Origin of the sequence: Paenibacillus phocaeensis (genome assembly GCF_900021165.1) — a bacterium.
GTDB lineage: Bacteria > Bacillota > Bacilli > Paenibacillales > Paenibacillaceae > Fontibacillus > Fontibacillus phocaensis.
The window spans coordinates 134210-153823 of sequence record NZ_FCOQ01000009.1; the positions used below are offsets into that span (position 1 = coordinate 134210).

General features: G+C 53.5%; 20 protein-coding genes. 11 read left to right on the forward strand and 9 right to left on the reverse strand.

Annotation, left to right across the window (positions count from 1 at the left end; translation table 11 throughout):
• Positions 1-337: 337 nt before the first annotated feature.
• Positions 338-1498, reverse strand: a complete 1161-nt coding sequence (locus BN3795_RS03665) for a transglutaminase domain-containing protein (RefSeq protein WP_068783390.1) — start codon at positions 1496-1498, stop codon at positions 338-340.
• A gap of 38 nt (positions 1499-1536) precedes the next feature.
• A complete protein-coding gene (locus BN3795_RS03670; RefSeq protein WP_068783391.1) occupies positions 1537-1980 on the reverse strand; it encodes a hypothetical protein in 444 nt (147 codons plus the stop codon).
• A 381-nt stretch (positions 1981-2361) separates the two neighbouring features.
• Here BN3795_RS03670 and BN3795_RS03675 point away from each other — a divergent pair, with 381 nt between their 5' ends.
• The 8 genes from BN3795_RS03675 to BN3795_RS03705 all read left to right on the forward strand — a co-directional run bounded on the left by BN3795_RS03675 (position 2362) and on the right by BN3795_RS03705 (position 10805).
• The gene (locus BN3795_RS03675; protein WP_068783392.1) at positions 2362-3534 is read left to right on the forward strand and encodes an MFS transporter; all 1173 of its coding nucleotides are present in this window, start codon (positions 2362-2364) and stop codon (positions 3532-3534) included.
• 132 nt (positions 3535-3666) lie between these two features.
• Positions 3667-3792 carry a sporulation protein YjcZ gene (locus tag BN3795_RS25810; RefSeq protein ID WP_110944991.1) on the forward strand — a complete coding sequence of 42 codons (126 nt, stop codon included), beginning with the start codon at positions 3667-3669 and terminating at the stop codon, positions 3790-3792.
• A gap of 179 nt (positions 3793-3971) precedes the next feature.
• A complete protein-coding gene (locus BN3795_RS03680; RefSeq protein ID WP_068783393.1) occupies positions 3972-6053 on the forward strand; it encodes a serine hydrolase domain-containing protein in 2082 nt (693 codons plus the stop codon).
• A 183-nt stretch (positions 6054-6236) separates the two neighbouring features.
• Entirely contained in the window at positions 6237-6911 is a 675-nt protein-coding gene (locus BN3795_RS03685) for a response regulator transcription factor (protein WP_068783640.1), read from the forward strand.
• The gene (locus tag BN3795_RS03690; protein ID WP_068783394.1) at positions 6899-8113 is read left to right on the forward strand and encodes a HAMP domain-containing sensor histidine kinase; all 1215 of its coding nucleotides are present in this window, start codon (positions 6899-6901) and stop codon (positions 8111-8113) included. Before BN3795_RS03685 ends, BN3795_RS03690 begins: the two co-directional genes overlap by 13 nt.
• Positions 8114-8175: 62 nt before the next feature.
• Positions 8176-9093, forward strand: a complete 918-nt coding sequence (locus BN3795_RS03695; RefSeq protein WP_232729844.1) for an ABC transporter ATP-binding protein — start codon at positions 8176-8178, stop codon at positions 9091-9093.
• Complete coding sequence (locus BN3795_RS03700) at positions 9074-10222, forward strand: ABC transporter permease (RefSeq protein ID WP_068783395.1); 1149 nt, start codon at positions 9074-9076, stop codon at positions 10220-10222. The genes BN3795_RS03695 and BN3795_RS03700 overlap by 20 nt, the downstream gene beginning before the upstream one ends.
• A complete protein-coding gene (locus BN3795_RS03705) occupies positions 10161-10805 on the forward strand; it encodes a hypothetical protein (protein ID WP_068783396.1) in 645 nt (214 codons plus the stop codon). Before BN3795_RS03700 ends, BN3795_RS03705 begins: the two co-directional genes overlap by 62 nt.
• Before the next feature lie 117 nt (positions 10806-10922).
• Here the strand turns inward: BN3795_RS03705 and BN3795_RS03710 are convergent, their stop codons facing one another.
• Entirely contained in the window at positions 10923-11207 is a 285-nt protein-coding gene (locus BN3795_RS03710) for a DUF6809 family protein (RefSeq protein WP_332835586.1), read from the reverse strand.
• A gap of 468 nt (positions 11208-11675) precedes the next feature.
• Here BN3795_RS03710 and BN3795_RS24925 point away from each other — a divergent pair, with 468 nt between their 5' ends.
• From BN3795_RS24925 to BN3795_RS03715, 3 genes are all read left to right on the forward strand, one after another.
• Positions 11676-11882, forward strand: coding sequence for a helix-turn-helix domain-containing protein (locus BN3795_RS24925; protein ID WP_110944995.1), 207 nt, complete (start codon positions 11676-11678; stop codon positions 11880-11882).
• Positions 11883-12000: 118 nt separating this feature from the next.
• The gene (locus tag BN3795_RS26060) at positions 12001-12120 is read left to right on the forward strand and encodes a helix-turn-helix domain-containing protein (RefSeq protein WP_269800207.1); all 120 of its coding nucleotides are present in this window, start codon (positions 12001-12003) and stop codon (positions 12118-12120) included.
• Positions 12121-12842: 722 nt separating this feature from the next.
• On the forward strand, positions 12843-13193 hold the full coding sequence (locus BN3795_RS03715) for a toprim domain-containing protein (RefSeq protein WP_068783398.1): 351 nt from the start codon (positions 12843-12845) through the stop codon (positions 13191-13193).
• Between the two features lie 366 nt (positions 13194-13559).
• Here BN3795_RS03715 and BN3795_RS03720 read toward each other — a convergent pair whose 3' ends face one another.
• The 6 genes from BN3795_RS03720 to BN3795_RS03745 form a co-directional block, all read right to left on the reverse strand.
• Positions 13560-14159 carry an SCO family protein gene (locus tag BN3795_RS03720; protein WP_068783399.1) on the reverse strand — a complete coding sequence of 200 codons (600 nt, stop codon included), beginning with the start codon at positions 14157-14159 and terminating at the stop codon, positions 13560-13562.
• A gap of 15 nt (positions 14160-14174) precedes the next feature.
• Positions 14175-15113 (reverse strand): heme o synthase, encoded by a 939-nt coding sequence (cyoE, locus tag BN3795_RS03725; protein WP_068783400.1) that lies wholly within the window; start codon positions 15111-15113, stop codon positions 14175-14177.
• Between the two features lie 218 nt (positions 15114-15331).
• The gene (locus BN3795_RS03730; RefSeq protein ID WP_068783401.1) at positions 15332-16333 is read right to left on the reverse strand and encodes a glycoside hydrolase family 130 protein; all 1002 of its coding nucleotides are present in this window, start codon (positions 16331-16333) and stop codon (positions 15332-15334) included.
• 13 nt (positions 16334-16346) lie between these two features.
• Positions 16347-17366 (reverse strand): SGNH/GDSL hydrolase family protein, encoded by a 1020-nt coding sequence (locus BN3795_RS03735; protein WP_232729845.1) that lies wholly within the window; start codon positions 17364-17366, stop codon positions 16347-16349.
• On the reverse strand, positions 17366-18760 hold the full coding sequence (locus BN3795_RS03740; RefSeq protein ID WP_068783402.1) for an FAD-dependent oxidoreductase: 1395 nt from the start codon (positions 18758-18760) through the stop codon (positions 17366-17368). Before BN3795_RS03740 ends, BN3795_RS03735 begins: the two co-directional genes overlap by 1 nt.
• A gap of 22 nt (positions 18761-18782) precedes the next feature.
• Positions 18783-19601 carry a carbohydrate ABC transporter permease gene (locus tag BN3795_RS03745; protein WP_110945024.1) on the reverse strand — a complete coding sequence of 273 codons (819 nt, stop codon included), beginning with the start codon at positions 19599-19601 and terminating at the stop codon, positions 18783-18785.
• Positions 19602-19614: the final 13 nt, after the last annotated feature.

Here is a 19614-nt window from a genome sequence, read left to right on the forward strand (position 1 = left end):
AGATCATCTACTCTATAGTACCATAACGAAATAAGGCGCGGTGAAGTTACACCCCGTTTCCAGCAATTCTCGGCCATAGGTGCGCGGCAACTTCCAGGTACATTATGTTAACGGATCGTACAGCCCTTATTCCCTGATTTCCCGATCATTTCCCGCGGTAACGGAACACAAATGCCTTATGAAGCCGTGGCGGCAGCCATTTGCCTGCTTTTTTACTAAATAAGGTCTCCTCGATCCGTTAGAATTGGAAAACACCCCTCAACCAGCCGATAACGTATCTGATTTCCGTTAGCCGCCGGATGCAAGCCGACCAGCGCTGTATGCTGTATTTGCGTACTTAGATCAGCTTGTCGGGGACGTGGGTTTCGCTGAAAGCCGGCGGATTAAACCAATCCCCGCTCTTGGCCCATGTCGAATCGAGCGGAACCCAGGTGTTTTTCTCGGACAAAAAGACCTCGTTCCAGGCATGAGGACCGTATCCGCCTTGCCCGTCATAACCGAGGCCGGTCACGACCTTCACCTGAAGCCCTAAGGACCTGGCCATCACGGCGTATAGCCGGGAGTAATCAATGCATACGCCGCGTTTCGTATCGAACGTCATTTGCGGAGTTTGCTCGTGCCAGATCCCTTTCTTCTCATAGTCTCTCACTTTGTCGTAATCGTATGACACCCGGGTTCCCACCCAGTCGTAGAGCTTGCGAGCCTTCTCCTCGTCGGTATCGGCCCCTTTAGTTATTTCTGCCGCGGCCAGCTCGATGGATTCAGGGATATTGGCGTCGATGACCTCATATTTCTGCTGCAAAATGCTGCCCAGCTCGGCTTCTACACTCCGGGTAAACACCGGCAGCTTCTCTTTGATCAAATTGCCGGTAAGCGGTTCGATCACCGTCTTCGCCCCTTGCTGGTAAACCGGCGAAGCTTCCACATAACGGCTGAACCCGCTGTCAGGATACAACGTCACGGCGATAAATAACAAAGCGATCAGCATCAGACAACGTGCGGTCCCGATGACCGCCCCAATCCCGGCCCCCGTTAAGCGGCTCAGCAGCGAAGCCGGCCGGTCCCCGCCGGAGAACAGCCAGCCAAACAAGCCGCCCCCTCCGCGGACGAACAGCATGGCAAATCCCGCCAAGGTACGGATGAGCCAATACAGCAGAAGGAACACGACAGCAAACCGCATTAACGGAAAATCCCGCACCGCCATAATCAGCGTGTACAGGACCTGCTCCCATCGAGCCAGTTCCCGCTCTGGAAGGAGAAGTGCCGACAGCCAAGTCTGAACTTTGGGCGACACCCACATCGTTAACGGGATGGCAATCGCAATCCCGACCAGCGATAACACCCCGCCGCTAAGCAGCGCAAACAGACGGCCTGCCGAGCGGGACGCCCCGCGCACCAATCCTTGCAGCACCGAACCGAGCAGTACAATCAACAATAGCACCGTGATCCAATTGTATTCGCTTAGGGTTTGCAGCCATGTCATCATGTCGAGCTTCATAAGATCCTCCGTCCAATCTGGGTGTTCACCGTATCACATTATTGGGAATTTCGTTTGGCTTCCTGGATAAATGCCTCCAGCGTGTCGTTCATTGACCATTCTCCGAGGGAAACCCCGCGGAACGAGACCTTGACCTTATCGCTGCCCGCTTGTCCAGTAACCTCCAGGTTCGGGGTCGTAATGGTGAACGTCCCGTCTGGATTTTGCGTAAGTTCTGCTTCTTTCGCTTCGTTCTTCATCATGTTTAACGCTTCGGTTTTACTGATGTCGAGAGCTTGTTCCTTGACCGTCGTGACCGCATCCCCGATATCCTTCATCGTAATGCCGCTGTAAATGATGATAAATGCGGCGATAACCAGCACCAGGGCCCATTTCACCACGGTTCTCACAAAATTCAGCACGAGGAAAAGAACGACCAGCGCAACAACGATCACCAGCCAATTTTCCTGCAAAAATTCCGTCCATACTTGTACATCAAACATGATGAATCCTCCATCTATAGATTTCCTTTAATTTGAGTTAAACCCATTATACATGATGGCCCAAGGCCATGTCAGCTTAACCCCTCCGCCAGAGGGCCCGGCTGAATTCAAGATTCGACGCCGAGTGAGCTTCCCTGAGAAACTACATGACAGACAGCCGAAAAGGCTGTTCAGCACCGAGAAGGTTGGATGAAGCAAGGATCGAGTAGCGGAGCGTAGCTGGAGGCTACGTGAGCAACGGAGAGACTGGCTGAATTCAAGATTCGACGCCGAGTGAGCTTCCCTGAGAAACCGCGTGATAAACAGCCGAGGGTAATAAGTTCGTCCTGGGGAGCGTACAAGTATAACAACAGTCCATTTTACGAAAAGGAGGGGCGACGCGTGAAAATCGCCTTCTGGCTCTACTTCTTTATGTTTCTGGCTTTCTTCGATCTGCACGCGCAGTACCCGATCCTGACCCCCTTCGCCCTGTCACTCGGAGCAGCGCCGACGTTCATCGGCTGGATGATGGGGATTTATGCCCTGACGCATCTGCCAGGCAATTTGCTTGCGGGGCAAGGCGTCGACCGCCACGGCAGCAAGGGGTACATGATTTTCAGCTTGCTCACGGCCGGGGGAATCCTGCTGCTGCAAGCTCATGTTACAGAGCCCTGGCAACTACTCGTGCTGCGTTCGATCAGCGGTTTTGTGCTGGCCTTTCTGTCCCCGGCCTGCCTGGCGATGCTCGCCTCCTTGTCCAAGAATGCGGTGCAGCAGGGCAAGCTCATGGCCGGGCATGGGGTCATGCATACCGTTGCCTCCGTCGTATCACCGGCCGCCGGCGCCTTTCTGGTTGCTAAGTCCGGCTTTACGATCACCTTCCAGATGCTCGGCTGGCTGCTGATTTCGACGGGGATCATAGCGATTTTTACCATCAAGGAGCCCTCCCGAACGTTGGCCGAGGGTCTCGGCAAGACGGGTTCCGCCACCAAAAGTCAGATCCCGGTCAAAATCAATGTTATTCCGTTGCGGTATTACCTGCTGCCGCTTGCCGTCGCTTGCTCTCAAGGGATCTTGTTTTTTGAACTGCCGCTGCAAGCCGGGGGGGCCGAGGGGATCCTTCATACCGGATTCTATTTTTCCATCATCAGCTTAGGGGCGCTGGTAACGTTGTCGATGTTATTTCTAAGTCACTATTCCCCTTATTTAAGAGCGAGCATCGGCATTCTGGGGATCGCCTTATCCTTCTTCGTCATGGCTGCTTTTGATTCCATTCCGCTCCCCGTGACGCTGTTTGCCTTGGGGATGGCCAAAGGCGTGGTGTTCCCGGCCATCGCTTCGTTATTTATCGATTTAAGCGGCGGAAAGCGGCTGGGGACGGTTTTTTCCCTGCAATCGATCGCCATGTCGCTGGGTTCCTTCCTCGGTCCGATTGCTGCGGGAGCGATTCACGGCTCGTATTCGCCTTATTTCCTGGCCTTCTTTGTGTTGATGCTGGCCATCATCATCGTCCCGCCCAAAAAGTTCAAGTCCCCCCTGCCGCCCCCGGTTGGGGCCGGTACCGGACATCCCTGAATGTTAGTCCCCGCCTATGGACAGGTGCAATGGATATTTCCCCTTTCTTAGGCAGCCGCACAGGGCACAGATCACTGTCCTTCATAAGATAATCGTGTAGTAACCGATCATGCGGAAGCGGGGTGAACATTGATGGGCGGCGTTGACAATTGCGGACCGGGCCCGGTAGGTCCTGGCTTTGGATTCTGGACATCGACGGGGACGATCCTCGTGTTGTACATCTTGCTGGTGATTATCCTCCGTGCTCCTCTCTACTAGTTCCTAAAATCATTTCTGACCCCTGCACACCGGTCTGCCCTCTTGGCAGACCGTTTGCGTTTAGACCATTTCTCTTCCTCCACGGCGGCGTCGCCTTTCATCATTTCCCGAAAAACATGAACCCTTCCTTCCTTTCTTAACGTACTTAAAGATAGATCAAAATTTAGGGAGGGCTTTTATTGAAGAAAAAACGCAACATGTTTCTCGCCATCATTCTCGCTCTTACATTCTTGATGCCAACCGGTGTTATGGCAGCCGAGGCGCCGCCAGCGAACACTGCACCGCAGGGACTGAAGGAAATCGCTGCCGCAAAGGCCGCGCTGCTCACCGGTACCTACGGAACAACCAGCGTCCAATACGCATTGATAGACAACGGCAAGATCATTGTCTCCGGAGTAACCGGCAAGAATGACGCGGCCGGGAAGCTGCCGCTGACCTCCGAAACGATGTACGGCATCGGCTCGACCAGTAAGATGTTTGCAACTGCCGCTGTCATGAAACTGGTTGATCAAGGCAAAATCAACCTCGATTCGCCTTTGGTGAACTATATAGCGGAGTTTAAGATGAAGGACGAACGATATAAGCAAATCACGCCGCGCATGCTGCTTAATCATTCCTCCGGACTCGAGGGATCCAGCCTCGCTAACGCCTTTTTATTCGAGGATAACGATACTTACGCACATGATACGCTGCTGGACCAACTGGCCCAACAATCCCTGAAAGCGGACCCGGGGGCGTATTCGGTTTACAGCAACGACGGATTTACACTGGCGGAAATTTTGGTTGAGCGCGTCAGCGGCATGGATTTTACCGCCTATATCCATCAGGAATTCACCGGGCCGCTAGGCTTGAAGCATACGCTGACCTCGCAGGACAATCTGGATGCCAGCAAAATGGCCGCGCTTTACGCGCCGGGAGTCCCGGAGCAACTGCCAAATGAGACCGTGAATGTCATTGGAACGGGCGGCATCTACTCGACCGCCGAGGACTTGGTGAAATTCGCCGGATTGTTTACGGGCGAAGCCAAAGATATTCTATCCCCACAAGCGGTGAACGCAATGGCGCAGCCGGAATATAAAAGAGGCCTATGGCCGCAGGACGCCGACAACAGCGTTGATTACGGGCTTGGCTGGGATAGCGTGAAGCTGTTCCCCTTCAGCGAGTACGGCATCAAGGCGTTGGCCAAAGGCGGAGATACGCTGATGTACCATGCCGAACTCGTCGTTTTGCCGGAACAGAACATGGCCGCGGCCGTCCTCTCCTCCGGCGGTTCCAGCTCGCTGAATGAGCTTCTCGCAAACGAGATGTTGCTCCAGGCGCTACAGGACAAAGGCACGATTAAGGAACGGAAACCGGCCAAGAGCTTCGGCACACCGGAAAAAGCCGACATGCCGGAAGAACTGACAAAATACAGCGGATTCTATGGGGCGACGAACCAACTGCTCCGCATCGATGTAGCTAATGGCGAAATCAACGTGACTTCACCGTTCGCGCCCGGTCAATCCTTAGGACTTCCAAAGCTGATCTATACGAAGGACGGAACATTCGTCAGCGAAGACGGCACCTTGAAGGTCGCTTTCGTGAAGGAGAAGAACGGCCGCACCTATCTCTGGGAAAGACAATATGCCTCCGTTCCCGAGTTGGGACAACTGGCGGTAAATCTGTATTCTGCGGAGAAGCTGGAGGCGAACGCGATTACTCCAGACGTTGAAGCAGCCTGGAAGCAGCGCGACGGGAAATCCTATTTCCTGGTATCGGAGAAATACAGCTCATTGGCTTACTTTATGACGCTGCCCATTTACCAAATCACTCGCACCGACAGCTTGCCCGGTTACGTGATGGACAAACAAATTACGGGTCCCGATTCGTTGATGGGCAAGCATGCGGTTCCCGTTACGGGCAGCCGCGATTCAGCGGAATTCCGTTTCTTTACCCAAGCCGGAAGCGAATATTTGGAGACCGCCGGGTCCCTGTACTTGAACGGCGATCAAATCAAAGAGCTGTATCCCGGTAAGAAGTCCTCGGTGACCTTGCGTCCGACGGAGCAGGCACGCTGGTTCAGCGTTCCGGCCAAAGCGGCCGGAAAAACCATGACCGTCGAGCTGCCGGCCCAAGCGGCCTTTGCGGTCTACGATGCTGCCGGGACTTGCGTGAATTTCTCGGTGGTCAGCGGGAACAACCAAGTGGAGCTGCCAGAGAACGGGAAGATCGTGTTTATCGGCGATCCGGGTGCAACTTTCCGAATTTCCTTGAACTCATAAATAGTGCTCTTATTTTATTTTTAGCGCAAAAAAACAGGGGGACCTCGCCGCAAAGCTGCGAGCGTTCACCCTGTTTTTTGCATATAAAAAGACCGGTTCTTCTCCTTAATAGGCGCGATCGTCTCGCGAGTGGATAAAAAGTTGATGTTTCGATGGTATGATAGAAGGTGCGAGGTGGTCATGATGAGCCAGACCCTGTTGATCGTTGACGATGAAGCCGATATCGTCGCGCTGCTGAAGGATTATTTTGAAATTAACGGGTATTTCGTGCTGTCCGCGGGCAACGGGAAGGAAGCCCTGAAGCAAATGGACAAATTCCCCGATCTAGTGCTGCTGGACATCAATATGCCGGAGATGGACGGTCTTGCGGTATGCGCCAAAATTCGCCGGTTCGCCGCATGTCCGATCCTGTTTTTGACCGCAAAAGCGGAGGATGCCGACAAGATTATCGGATTTCGCACAGGCGCGGACGACTATATCGTCAAGCCCTTCTCCATCGAGGAACTGGGCGCCAGAGTGGCCGCGCATTTGCGGCGCGAGCAGCGGAACCATTCCCGTACGAAGGCGAAATTCGCCGGCGATCTCGTCGTCGACTATAGCGAACGGGCTGTTTTTTACCGCCAAGAACTAATTCCACTGGCCAAAAAAGAGTTTGAAATCGTCGCTTTTCTATCCCAACATGCCGGACAGGTATTCGATAAGGAGCGGATCTACGAGCGCTTATGGGGCTTCGACAGCGAAGGGAACAGCGCCGTGATCGCCGAGCATATCCGCAAGATTCGCGCCAAGCTGTCGGCGGTTGGTTGTCCAAGCTGCATTGCGACGGTATGGGGAGTCGGGTACAAATGGGCAGAGTAAAACGCTTCTGGAACAACCTCTCGATCCGGACCGCGCTGGTGATCTACACGATTCTTTTCATGCTGCTGGCAACGCTCTTGACCTTTGTATCGTTGGGGCTTCTGTCTAGAGCGGAGGGGGCGATTACCAGCCGCTACGATAAAACCGAGTACACCACATTCAGAGACGATGCCGGAAGAGAATTGCCGATGGCCATCGGCGTCTCCGCTCAGGTCGAAGAGTATACCTCGCAGGATCGGGCAAAATTGGTGATCATTCACATTGCCCAACTCGCGGCCATCCCCGTTTTTTACGGGGGTTGCGTGCTTTTGGCGGCGTTTCTGTTTTACCGCTTCAAGCTGAAGAAGCCGATCGAGCTGATCAACCGGTCCGCCCGCAAAATCGCCGAATCCGATCTAGATTTTTCCCTGCGCTACGACTCCAAAGACGAAATGGGCAAACTGTGCTCTTCGCTGGAAACGATGCGGGAAGCGCTGGAGCAAAATCATCGCAGCATGTGGCGGATGATGGAGGAGCGCAAGCGCTTGAACGCCGCCTTCGCGCACGATTTGAGGACGCCCGTGACCGTGCTGCGAGGCTATGCGGATTTTCTCTTCCGATACGTTCCCGAGGGGAGAATCGGGCAGGAGAAGCTGTTGACCACGTTATCCTCCATCTCAAGGCATACGCAGCGGCTGGAAAGTTATGTTCAAACGATGAGCGAAATGAATAAATTGGAAGATGTGGCGATCGATTTCGAGAAACTGCGCGTCTCCGATTTGTCCGGGCAGATCGCCTCCATCGCCGAAGCGCTGAAGGCCCAGTCCGACGTCGACATCCGCGTCGTTAACCGGATCGGCGCGGAGTTTGTGTGCGCGGACGCCAAGATCGTTCTCCGGGTCGTGGAAAATCTGTTGTCCAACGCGCTCCGTTATGCCAGAGAAAAAATTGAAGTCGAGCTTCGCCATGAGGATACGCCGCATCTCATCGTAGAGGTGGCAGACGACGGGCACGGTTTTTCGCCGGAGGCGCTGCGGGAGGCGGCCAAACCGTATTACCGGGAAGAGGCGGGAACAGACAAGTCCGATTCCGTTCATTTCGGACTCGGCCTCTATATTTGCCGGACGCTGTGCGAAAGACATGGCGGACGGTTGGTTTTGTCCAACGGAGTGCGAGGGGGAGCCCGGGTAACGGCCAGTTTTTCAGCACTCCATGAAAGTTGAAAAAAAATTGAAGCGTGGATTGTATACTCTCCTTGAACTCGATGAAAGGAGAGTTGTTTTTTGTGGGAAAAACGTCGATCGAAATTCGCAATCTCAGCAAGTATTACGGCAAAAAGCAGGCGCTGCAGAACATAAGCCTGACGATCGGACCAGGCATGTTCGGTCTGCTCGGCCGCAACGGTGCGGGTAAAACGACGCTGATGAAGACGCTGGCCACGCTGCTGAACAAAAAAAGCGGAGACGTTGCCGTATGCGGCATCCCGCTCGAGAATGCCAAGGAAATCCGCCGCATCATTGGCTATTTGCCGCAGGATTTCTCCATGTACGGCAATATGGGCGTGTATGAGGCGATGGACTACCTTGGCGTATTATCGGGACTAAGCCGCGAAACCCGCTGCGAGAGAATCCCGCTGCTGCTCGAGCGAGTGAATTTGAGCAACGCCCGCCATAAAAAGGTAAAGGCGCTGTCCGGTGGGATGAAAAGGCGGCTTGGCATCGCCCAGGCCATCTTGCACGAGCCGAAGGTGCTGATCGTCGACGAGCCGACGGCAGGGCTCGATCCGGAGGAGCGCATCCGCTTCCGCAATCTGCTGAGCGAACTAGCCGGAGAGCGGATCGTCCTGCTATCGACGCATATCATCGGCGACATCGAGGCGGCCTGCGAGGAGATCGCCGTCCTGGAAGCGGGCAAGCTGCTGTACCAAGGCAAGGCGAAAGCGCTGGCTGAAAGCGCGGCAGGCAAAGTATACCATGCGGAAGTATCCCGGTCGGAACTGGAACGGCTTAGGGATACATTTGTCATCACGGGAATGTCTGCTTACGGTGAACGGGCGAGCGTCCGGTTGCTGGCTGACCGGAAGCCGACCGCAAACGCGATTCCGTGCGAACCGGATCTAGAGGACGGCTATATGCTGCTCATGCACGATCATGGAGCGCGAACGGCTCATGGAGGGACCGCTTATGTTCCGGATGGAATGTAAAAAAACGCTGCTGAGCTGGACGTTCTGGATCTATGTTGCGGTTTTGCTTTTGGAAGGGTATACGCAGCTTGGCAAGGAATTTCAAAAAATCGAAGCGCCGCAGCCGGGGCTGGAAAGGTACGGCATAAAATACGTCGACGACTCGGAGTTGATCATGAAGGAAGCAACCGCCTCCCTGATCGCGGAATTCGAGGCAAACGCGTATATTGCCTATCCCCCTCCACTACTTATTTACAAGAACGTAAAGCTCAGTGAGGCCAAACAAGCCGAAATCCAAGCGATTGGGGCGCAGTTGACGGACGGCCAGCCTAGCTATGAGCGGTTTAAAGAGCTGATGAAGCAGGCGGACAAGCTGATCGGCGGCGGCTCGAAATACGCCGTTTCGAACTTGGCCGATTTCGGCGAGACGGACAAGACGTATGAAGACGCGCTGGCCGAGTTCAACGCTATCGTGGATAAAGACCGGATTACCGGCGCGCTCGCGCGCTATTTTTGCGATTATTTCGGCTTCGTGCTGGCGGTGTTTCCCGTCTTCGTTGCGGTCGCATTAGGTCTCAAGGACCGCCGGACCCGCATGCGGGAACTCGTTTACTCCAGACGAGTCTCCTCCCTGACGGTCGTGTTCGTCCGCTATGCGGCATTGGTGGCCATGATGTTCTTGCCCGTCCTGTTGTTCGCCGGATATTTCACGGTGCAAACGGCCGGCGATTATACGGGAGATTCTATCGACCGGCTTGCCTTTTTCAAATACAGCCTGGGTTGGCTGCTGCCGTCCTTGATGTGTTCAACCGCCGTCGGCGTTTTTTTGACGGTGCTGACGGAGACGCCCATCGCGATTGCGGTTCAGGGATTGTGGTGGTTCATCGACACCAATAGAGGGGTGAAGCATATCTATGGCGGATATGGCGCCGATCTGGCGATTCGACACAATACGATCGGCAATACGGAAGTTTTCTTGCAGCATCTGGACACCTTGATGATCAATCGAATCGGTTATACGATGTTGTCGCTTGTGTTGGTTGGGGCCGCGGCCGGCGTTTACGAGCTCAAAAGGAGGGGGAAGCTCCATGGACCCAATTTCCGTTTGGCAAACATATTCGTACATCGCAAAGTCCAATCTGAAGCGTAACGTGCTTCCCCACCTGCTGCTCGCCCTTCTCTTTGTTCTGTTCGCGCCGGTTCTTTTTGGAATTTCTTACCTGGACGCAACGGCCGCTGCCATTCGTCTGGAGAGATTTATTGCGCTGATCGGCATCGTGCTGCTCGTACCGATTTTTATGCCGGAGCAGCATAAGGACATCCGAGATTTGACGGAGACGAAGCCCGTTTCGCAAACCGGTATTTTCCTGGTCCGCCTGGCGACCTCCGCCCTGCTGACGCTGGCTATTATCGCCGGCTTCGCTTGGGCCATGGCTTTGAACGGCAGCGAGTTTCCTTTGGTCCGCTATACGTTAGGCACATTCTGCGGCGCTTTGTTTCTCGGGGCGCTCGGACTGTTCGCCCATGGAATCGGTCATACTCCCGTTATCGGTTACATGATTCCGCTGATTTATTACGTTCTGAACATAGGGGGCGATAAATATGTCGGGAAGCTGTATCTGTTTTCCATGTCCAGGGGAAGTTTTGGCGAAAAGTACACGCTATTGGGAGCCGCCGTCATGCTTGTTTCGGCGACCTGTATAATTAGGACGGTGATCCGGCGGATTCGATAACGTTGGTCAAAATATCGTAAGATCATACGAAAACAACCCGTTCCCCGGGCAACTGGCCCGGGCGGGTTGTTTTCGCTTTTTCTCAAACCAAATGAGCTTGTAGACTCTTCGCCCCCCTTATCTTGATCCGCATAGAAGTTCTTCCTTAGCCGCATACACTTCCATAAACATTATTGCTCCAAGCTGAAACCCGTGTACAAAAGAATCCGTAGCATGCATCGATTCGGATTGGCTGCGTAAATCGAGCATCGCTTCAAGTTGGTTAAAATCTTCGGCAGATAGTTTTCCTTCCCACATCCCCATGGCTTCCGACACTCTTCTGCTTATTTTGCGGTACTCAGGGTTTGTCGGAACCCTATTTTCTTCCGGACGAATTTCTCCACAATAGAAGGCTTCCAGCATACTTTTCAACTTTCATCTTCCTTTCGGTATCGACTACAACTCCTTGAAAGAAAGATTGACACATGATAGATTAAATGTGCAATCTGCCTCTCAGGCAGTTGCGTGGAGGAAGCGGCGAGTTCTTTTGGTAGGAGACGCCACTTCCTTTTTTACGATCATCCAGCCTCTCAATGCTCCGCCTAACAGCTCCGTTTTTCGTAACTTTGTTCTTGGCATAACGTTCGAGAATGTCGCTATGCTTCTTATCGAGCGCACTGTAAGTCGTATTTTCACCTCCACTTTTAATTATTGACTGACAATAATGTTGCATTAAATGTCTGCCATAAAACAATTTTGATTTTTGTATCTACTAGTAGATACATTTCGATTATATATCTACTAAGAGATACAGTCAATCATGTTTCCATAATGGACAAGAAAGCGTATAATTTGAGTAAATAAAAACTCTGCTCGGAAGTTGGTGGCATCTTGCCAGTTGTCGTAAAACTCAAAGAAATTCTATCCGAACGTAATATGTCTCAGCGGGAATTAGCAAGACTAACCGGATTGAGACCAAATACCGTAAGCCATCTTTGTTCCAAAGAAGTTGACAGAGTGCATCTCAGCACCTTTTATGTAATTTGTAAGACTTTAAACATTAGCCTGTATGAGCTTCTTGTATTGGAAGATGACTAATCTACCTTTTCCCATGAAAAAAGGCTCATTCCTACTTACAACTTGGAATAAGCCTTTTAAAATTGAAAATTGGGTTTGACCTATTTTTAACGCACCAAATGTCAAAAGCGGGAGGGGAATTGGCCAATGCCAATCCGGCTCCGATAAAGTCAATGCCGCCTATTTTGACACTCTGGAACAGATTTGTAAAACACTCAACATTAGCTTGCATGAACTTCTTGTTATGGAGGACGAGTAAGTTACGTGATCGTTGAATCGGTGGCGCTGCTCAGTGATGTATAGCCGTTCACAATGCAGGGATAACACGTTAATTATTGTATGTAACTTAGTTCGCGTCACACCGCTACGCTGTAGATTGTTTTGTACGATTTTTCGCACAAAGGCCCCTGGGGATCGAACATGGGCGGTTTTATACGATTTTTCGTGCAAAACCTCCGTTTCAGGCACTAGCGTTGCATTAACCCGAGGGGTCTAATGGCCGTAACCGCCTCCCTTTGAAACCGGGCAGGTGGATAACGGCCTTTTATGGCGCTATTTTGTCGAATCCGCTCCTTTGGTGTGAAATAGAGGTCATTTAGGGCCTTATTTTGAAAAAAATCGGGCCAAAACCTGATTTCTGTACTCGCACCAGAGAAATAAGGCCCTTTTTAGCCGCTATTTTTCCCGAAAAAGCATATCTGGGCGAAATAGCAGCCCAAAATGTCGCTATCATAATGTGCGCTAAGTGAGATTGCGGGGTGGACAGCACCATATCAGGTTTAATGCAACGCTAGTGCGTTTCAGGGCATCACTCGAGCACTTTTATACGATTTTTCGCACAAATTCCTACGTCAAGACGGCTTAAGAGCGCGTTTGTACGATTTCTCGTACAAAACCGCCTGCTTTGCATCACCCCCGCGCCAAGGGATAAACTAGATCTAAACCTAACCGTCCCCATCCTTGAACCAGAGGTGATTCAACTTGAGCATCAGCATTATCGTGGAAGGCAAAAACGACCGCAGCAAGCTGCGGCGTTTGCTGGACGAAGAGGTCCGCATCTACTGCACATTTGGCACCTTAAACAACGAGAAGTTGGAAAGCTTGCGCAAAAAGGTCAAAGACGACGAACTGTTCCTGTTCCTCGATAACGATCCTTCCGGCAAACGCATCCGCGGCGTGCTGCGGGACGCTTTTCCCGATGCGGTGCAAATTTATACGAGACGGGGTTACGCAGGGGTAGAGGGGACGCCTGACGAATATCTGATCGCCCAATTGGAAAAAGCCGGGCTGGAGGAGTATATTCTATATCCCCCCAACACCGGCTTCCTATAACGGACGGCTTTTGATCGCGAAGTGAATTCAAAGGAGCGGACTCGGCGTCGAATCTTGAATTCAGACAGTCGCTCCGTTGCTCACGTAGGATTTACCTACGCTCCGCTACTCACTCCCTCTCTTCATCCAACCTTCTCGGCGCTGAAAAGCCTTACTTGATCGCGAAGTGAATTCAAAGGAGCGGACTCGGCGTCGAATCTTGAATTCAGACGGTCGCTCCGTTGCTCACGTAGGATTTACCTACGCTCCGCTACTCACTCCCTCTCTTCATCCAACCTTCTCGGCGCTGAAAAGCCTTAATTGATCGCGAAGTGAATTCAAAGGAGCGGACTCGACATCGAATCTTGAATTCAGACGGTCGCTCCGCTACTCCTTCACCAGATCCACGACACCTGCGGCGATCTCGTTTGGCGTCGCCTCCGGCCGGTAGATCTCCCGCAGCCTTCCTTCACGGTCTACGAGACCGATCAAGTCCATATGCACAAAGTTCCCGTCCTCATCCTGGTTGATGAGGATTTTGAATGAGTCCATCGCCAGATCGATCGTCTTCTGCTGATCGCCGCGCAGGAAATACCAGCCGGAATAATCCGCCTTGAATTTATCCCCGAACGCTTTGATATTCTCCAATGTGTCGCGCTCCGGATCAAATGTGACCGACACGATGGAAGCATCCTTCCCGAACAGGCCTTTATCCTTCAAAATATCCTGCACCTGGCTTAGCCGGAAGGTCGTGATCGGGCACACATCAGGGCAATTGGCGAAGAAGAAATAAAACAGCCGGACCTTGCCGTTCGTATCCTGCAGTGTCACCGTCTTGCCGTCTACGTTCTCCATGCTAAAATCCGCAACGGGACGAATGACTGGCAGCTTGGGTTTAGCATACGTATCCCAGAGCAGATAGCCGGCGAGAATCACACAGATCGCCAGCAAAATCCATGTCCATTTGTATTTCTTCAAAACCGCCATTCCCCATCCCCCTATTTACAGCCTTACCGTATCCAAAATCATCACGATCAAGGCAATCGTTAAATAATTCACTGAAAATAAAAAGACTCGTTTCGCCCAAAGGTCGTTATCCTTGGCCCGGAATCCCTGAAGGGCCATGAGCAGCCAGGCAACCGACAGCAGGCCCCCGATGACGAGAAACCAGATGCCCGTGTAGCCGTAGGCATACATCAGGATCGGAATCGGAATCAGCAAGACGAGATACGGAATCATCTGCAGCTTCGTCCGCGGAATCCCTTTGACGACGGGCAACAGCGGGAAGCCGGCGGCTCGATATTCCTCCGTGCGGCGGATTCCCAGCGCCCAGAAATGGGGCGGCTGCCACAGGAATAACAACGCAAACAGCATCCAGGCGCCCAGATCGATTTGGCCCGAAGCGGCCACATAACCGATCACCGGCGGCATCGCGCCGGATATCGCGCCGATCGAGGTGCTCCAGGTCGAGCTGCGCTTGAGCCACAGCGTATAGACGACAACATAAACCAACATGCCTATCACGCCAAACAACCCTGCCAGCGGACCGGAGAAAACAAACAAAACGGCTAACCCTAAGATGCCCAAAATCACCGCATACCACAGCACCGTCTTCGGAGACAGCTTTCCTGTGGGAAGAGCACGGTTCTTCGTCCGGGCCATCTTCGTATCCATTTCCCGGTCGAAATAATTGTTAAAAACACAAGACGACGCCATCACCAGCGTCGTGCCCAACAGCATGACAATCAGTTGAATATAATCAAGCTCCCAACGGGAAGCCACCCAAAACCCGGCAAACGCGGCAATCAGATTCGAGCGCAAGATGCCCGGTTTGGTCAAGGCAATGAAGTCTTTCCAAGTCGCCGTCTCTCCCGGAGGAGTAGGTCTCACGGACAACGCAGCGGATTCCGCAGAAGCCTGAACACTTAATGGTTTGTCCACGCGCGATTCAATCCTCCTACATTAGAAATAGGGTTAGCTTAGGTTTACCTATATCGATGATTCATGAAATTTTCAACAATATAACCCTCTCGCTATAAACTTTATCATATCAAAACCCAGAAGTGTTTGACAATCGAAGGAATATCGCGCGTTAACTTTGACAATTTAGTGACACGAAAGCCGTCGGACATGTCCGGCGGCTTTGACGGGAATGCTATTTATTTGTCCATACAAAGCCGGATCAGATCATCTACATGCGCCGTAGCCAAACACTCCACCGTGTCGGCTGCGCCATAGTAGATTTTGACCTCTCCGTCCGGTTCCAGAACCATTCCGCCGGGGAAAATCACGTTATTGCGGAAGCCGCCGTCGATCTCGTACGCTGCTTCAGGCGCCATCAGCGGCTCTCTGCTCATCCCCACGATCTTGCGGGGATCTTCCAGATCCAGCAGCATGATTCCCGCCGTATAACGTTTCTTCCAGGCCGCTTCCCAACCGTTCTTCCCGCGGGAAGGATCGATATCGACCGCATGGAACGTCGTCAGCCAGCCCCTGTTCGTCTTCACCGGCGGAGCGGCCGGGCCGATCTTGTCATTGGCAAACGGGACCTGTTCAACCGCAAGCAGCAGCTCCGACCGGCCCCAATACTCCAGATCTGGCGACTGCGAGATCCAGGTGTCGAACCGGTCTACTCCGCCGCGGCCGTACACGGTAAAGGGACGCTCCAGGCGGACGTAGTTGCCACCGATTCTCTCCGGGAACAGAACCATATTGCGCAGGTCTGGCGTCGATAAGCTGAGGATGTCGAAATGCTCCAGATCGTCCGTGACGGCGATCCCGCCTCGGATGCCATGCTTCGTGTCAACGGCGAAGCACATGTAGCAGCGGCCGTCCAACACGGTTAACCGGGGGTCGTACGCCCGAATGATCTCCCCGTCATGCAGCTTGAATACCGGCTTCGGTCCGGCTTGCCAATGGACCCCGTCCTCGCTGTACGCGATGCCGAGATCGGTCGTATCGTGCGGTTCGATCGTCTGATCCTCCAGCGAACCGTAATCGTTGCGAAAGATCATCACGTACTTGCCGTTGAATTTAGTGACTCCCGCATTAAATACCAGCGCCGTATCGTAAGGTACGCGGGCGGCGTCCAATATCGGATTATGCTCGTAACGCCGGATCACCGGACTTGAAGTTAATAGTTCTGGAACTTGATGGACCATCACGTCCTCCTCCTCATTCTCTGTTCTCCCTTGGCTCAAGCAAACTCAACATTCGTCCCTTAAACCGCTCTCCCATCAGCCGGTACCCCTCGCCATCCGGGTGCAGCCCGTCGGACAGGTGTTCCTTGTCGGACTCCCCGAACCAGTCCAGGCCATGGCCATAATAGATCCGCTTGTCGCCGCGCCGGCGGAACATCTTCACCGTCTCTCGAATCTCCTCGCGCATCGCTGTCAACGTAAAACCTAAGGGATTTTCATTCGTTTCCCGGTCCGTAGCGTAAATGGGCGAAATGACCAAAAGCGGCGTATCGGGATGTCGATCGCGAATCGCGGCAATCAGGCCAATCAAAGCCGGCTTGAAGGTTCGCGGGCTTAAGGATGCCGCGCCGTACACATTGATCCCCACGCAAAGCGAAATCAAGTCGGCCGGTAAACCGGCGATCATTCGACCGACGCTTGGCTCCAAATGACAGTTGCCCGAAAACCCCAAATTCGTGATTTGGAAGCCGCACTCCCGTGCAGCGATCGCCGGCCAGGTTGACGAAGGCCCCTCGGCCGCCACGCATTGGGTGATGGAGCTTCCGTAGGCGACCCACTTCGGGCGGAGATCCGGTGCGGCCAAGCAAGCAGCATCCGCTTCTACCGAAAGACGGGTTATCGTCATCCCTACATTTTGGGGAAGATAAACCTCGACGATTTGGGGACCGCGTGGGATTCCCTGAAATCTTGCCTCCACCGCCCCTCGGGAAAGCTTCAGTCTAACCTGGAGCCTCCCCTCACACAAACAATCGAGGGTCGCATCGTCTTCCAAAGGCGTGAATCCCAAGCAAATCACCGAGGAATCGGTGTTGAAGCGGAGGCGGACTCCCGCACAGATCTCCGCCTTCGTACCAATCCCGTCGGGGGGAAACAACTCGTAATCCGCATAAGGAATCCGCCACGGCTTTATTCCCTCAGAATTCCGTTCAAGCGACACCGCCCCGTGAAACCATTCGTCGTTCAGCGGCAGATCTTTCAACTGCAGCGGGCCCATCATCGTTCTCCTTCGTTTGCAGCAGCATCTTCCCCGGAGAAGGATACCTGAAATTCCTCTCCAAGCCAAACCTCCTGCTCCAGTAAGATTTGCTGCAATTGCGGTACGGAGATCCCGCGCGAGGTTGCTCCCGTACGCGCCGCCAGCGCGGCCGCCGTGCCGGACGCCTGCCCCATCGCGAAGCAGTTCGGCATCACCCGCAAGGAGCCTTGAACCGCCCGGTCCGACGAAGCGGAACGGCCCGCTACCCACAGGTTATCGATGCCGACGGGCAACAGAATCCGGTAAGGTACGCCGTGAGACTGCCCCGGGGGCAAGTGGTTAAAGGTCATCTCACTTTTTTGATTAGCCAAATGGATGTCGATGTAATAGGCGTTGCGGGCAATGTTATCCGGGAAAGACCGCGCCGAGATGAAGTCGTCTACCGTCAGAACGTAATCTCCCTGAATGCGCCGCGTTTCCCGGATGCCCACCTGCTCCCCGCTGGCAACCAGATGCGCCTTCTCGAACCCGGGGACATACTTGCGGAAGAACTCGACCTGGCGTTCAACCAATTTACGGCCTTCGATCGCGCCTCGCGTCAAGTCTTCGGCTTTCGTCCCGTCAATGCCAAACACATGACCGAAATTCACGCCAACCAGATAGTCGTTCACCCAGGCCAGACCGGAGATCGATTTGCGTCCCTCCGGCAAAGCGCCTTCGGCAATCGCCCGTTCCACGGTTTGGTGCAACTGGCCGGTATCCCCTGTCTCCTGTAAAAACTGTTTAAACCTCACCCGATCCACATTTGCCAGCAAATAACACATGCTCCCCGGCTGCAATTCGCCCTGCTCGCCCCCTTTCTGAAAAGGCACGCCGGCCAGTGCGGCGATGTCGCCGTCTCCGGTCGCATCGATCAAGTAACGGCAGCGGATAAAGGAACGCCCCGTTTTGTTCGCGATGACCACCCCTTCCACCCGGGTCTGATCATGGGACAGCTGAACGTCAAACACAAACGTATGATAAAGCAGCGAGACGCCGCTCTCGATCAAAGCGTCATCGTATACCCGCTTCAACACTTCCGGATCGATCGGAACCCAATCCAGCGTATGCTGGTATTCGGCGCGATAATCCGCGTTGCAGGCTTGCTTCATCCGCTCCATCAGCTTCATCCCGATGCCGCGAATAATCGGTTTCTCCTTATCGGTAAACGGGCAAAACGCCGGGACTAATGCCACCGTCCCCATCCCGCCCAAGAATCCCCTTTGCTCGATTAGCAGTGTGTTCGCTCCGCCTTCGGCAGCGCTGATGGCAGCCGCGATCCCGGAAGCGCCCCCGCCAACCACCAAGACGTCCACCTCGTAGGACACCGGAATCGTTTGGACCGGTAAAGTGATCTTCTTCTCGGTCATCATGACCCTCCTCTGCACAGATGAATTATCCCTTAACGGAGCCTGCCGTCACTTGGATAAAGGTTTTGTTCGCTAAGATATACACAAGCAGCATCGGCAGGATCGACAGGCAAGCCCCCGCCATCATCAAATGAATTTGCATCGCTGCGGAAGAACCGTAGCGAAGATTGGCCAGCCCGACGGTCAGCGTCTGCAGATGCGGACTTGTCATCGTGAAGACGAGCGGCAGAATGTATTCGTTCCAGGCGTGACGGAAAGCGAATAACCCGGCCACCCCCAGCCCCGGGGTTAGCAGCGGCAAGATGATTTTGAAGAACGTACGAATAAAGCCCGATCCGTCCACCATAGCCGCTTCATCCAGCTCGCGCGGAATCGATTTATAGAATCCTTGCAAGATAAAAAATGTACTGGAATGGGCGCTGATCAGAATGAGAATCACGCCCCATAACGATGAATTCAGGTTCAATTTGACCATCAGGTCAAATTGAGGCCGCAATACGATCGCCCCTACGGAAATGAACATCGTTGAGGCTTGGACCCCCACGTAGAGCGCTTTGCCCGGGAAGTCCCGCCGGTCCACAACATAAGCCGCCATCGCTGCCACCAACAGCGTGCCGACCGTACTCATCACGCTTAAGAACACGCTGTTCCACGTAAACCTGGCAAAATTGGTTTGCTGCCAGGCTTCCGCATAGTTGTGGAACTGCCATTCCTTCGGCAGCAAATCCCCGCCGCTCATCATCTCGGCTCCGGTTTTCAAAGAGCCCAGAATCGTCATCAATATCGGAAACAAGGTAAGCAGGACCGTTGCCAGCAGAAACAGCCATATGATCGGGCGCACCATCCATTTTGCGGCT

Excerpts from the sequence above, each read along its gene's own strand:
- BN3795_RS03665 (WP_068783390.1), bottom strand. The coding sequence starts at position 1,498 with ATGAAGCTCGACATGATGACATGGCTGCAAACCCTAAGCGAATACAAT.
- BN3795_RS03670 (WP_068783391.1), bottom strand. The coding sequence starts at position 1,980 with ATGTTTGATGTACAAGTATGGACGGAATTTTTGCAGGAAAATTGGCTG.
- BN3795_RS25810 (WP_110944991.1), top strand. The coding sequence starts at position 3,667 with ATGGGCGGCGTTGACAATTGCGGACCGGGCCCGGTAGGTCCTGGCTTT.
- BN3795_RS03685 (WP_068783640.1), top strand. The coding sequence starts at position 6,237 with ATGAGCCAGACCCTGTTGATCGTTGACGATGAAGCCGATATCGTCGCG.
- BN3795_RS03690 (WP_068783394.1), top strand. The coding sequence starts at position 6,899 with ATGGGCAGAGTAAAACGCTTCTGGAACAACCTCTCGATCCGGACCGCG.
- BN3795_RS03700 (WP_068783395.1), top strand. The coding sequence starts at position 9,074 with ATGTTCCGGATGGAATGTAAAAAAACGCTGCTGAGCTGGACGTTCTGG.
- BN3795_RS03705 (WP_068783396.1), top strand. The coding sequence starts at position 10,161 with ATGGACCCAATTTCCGTTTGGCAAACATATTCGTACATCGCAAAGTCC.
- BN3795_RS03710 (WP_332835586.1), bottom strand. The coding sequence starts at position 11,207 with ATGCTGGAAGCCTTCTATTGTGGAGAAATTCGTCCGGAAGAAAATAGG.
- BN3795_RS03720 (WP_068783399.1), bottom strand. The coding sequence starts at position 14,159 with ATGGCGGTTTTGAAGAAATACAAATGGACATGGATTTTGCTGGCGATC.
- BN3795_RS03730 (WP_068783401.1), bottom strand. The coding sequence starts at position 16,333 with ATGGTCCATCAAGTTCCAGAACTATTAACTTCAAGTCCGGTGATCCGG.
- BN3795_RS03735 (WP_232729845.1), bottom strand. The coding sequence starts at position 17,366 with ATGGGCCCGCTGCAGTTGAAAGATCTGCCGCTGAACGACGAATGGTTT.
- BN3795_RS03740 (WP_068783402.1), bottom strand. The coding sequence starts at position 18,760 with ATGATGACCGAGAAGAAGATCACTTTACCGGTCCAAACGATTCCGGTG.
- BN3795_RS03745 (WP_110945024.1), bottom strand. The coding sequence starts at position 19,601 with ATGGTGCGCCCGATCATATGGCTGTTTCTGCTGGCAACGGTCCTGCTT.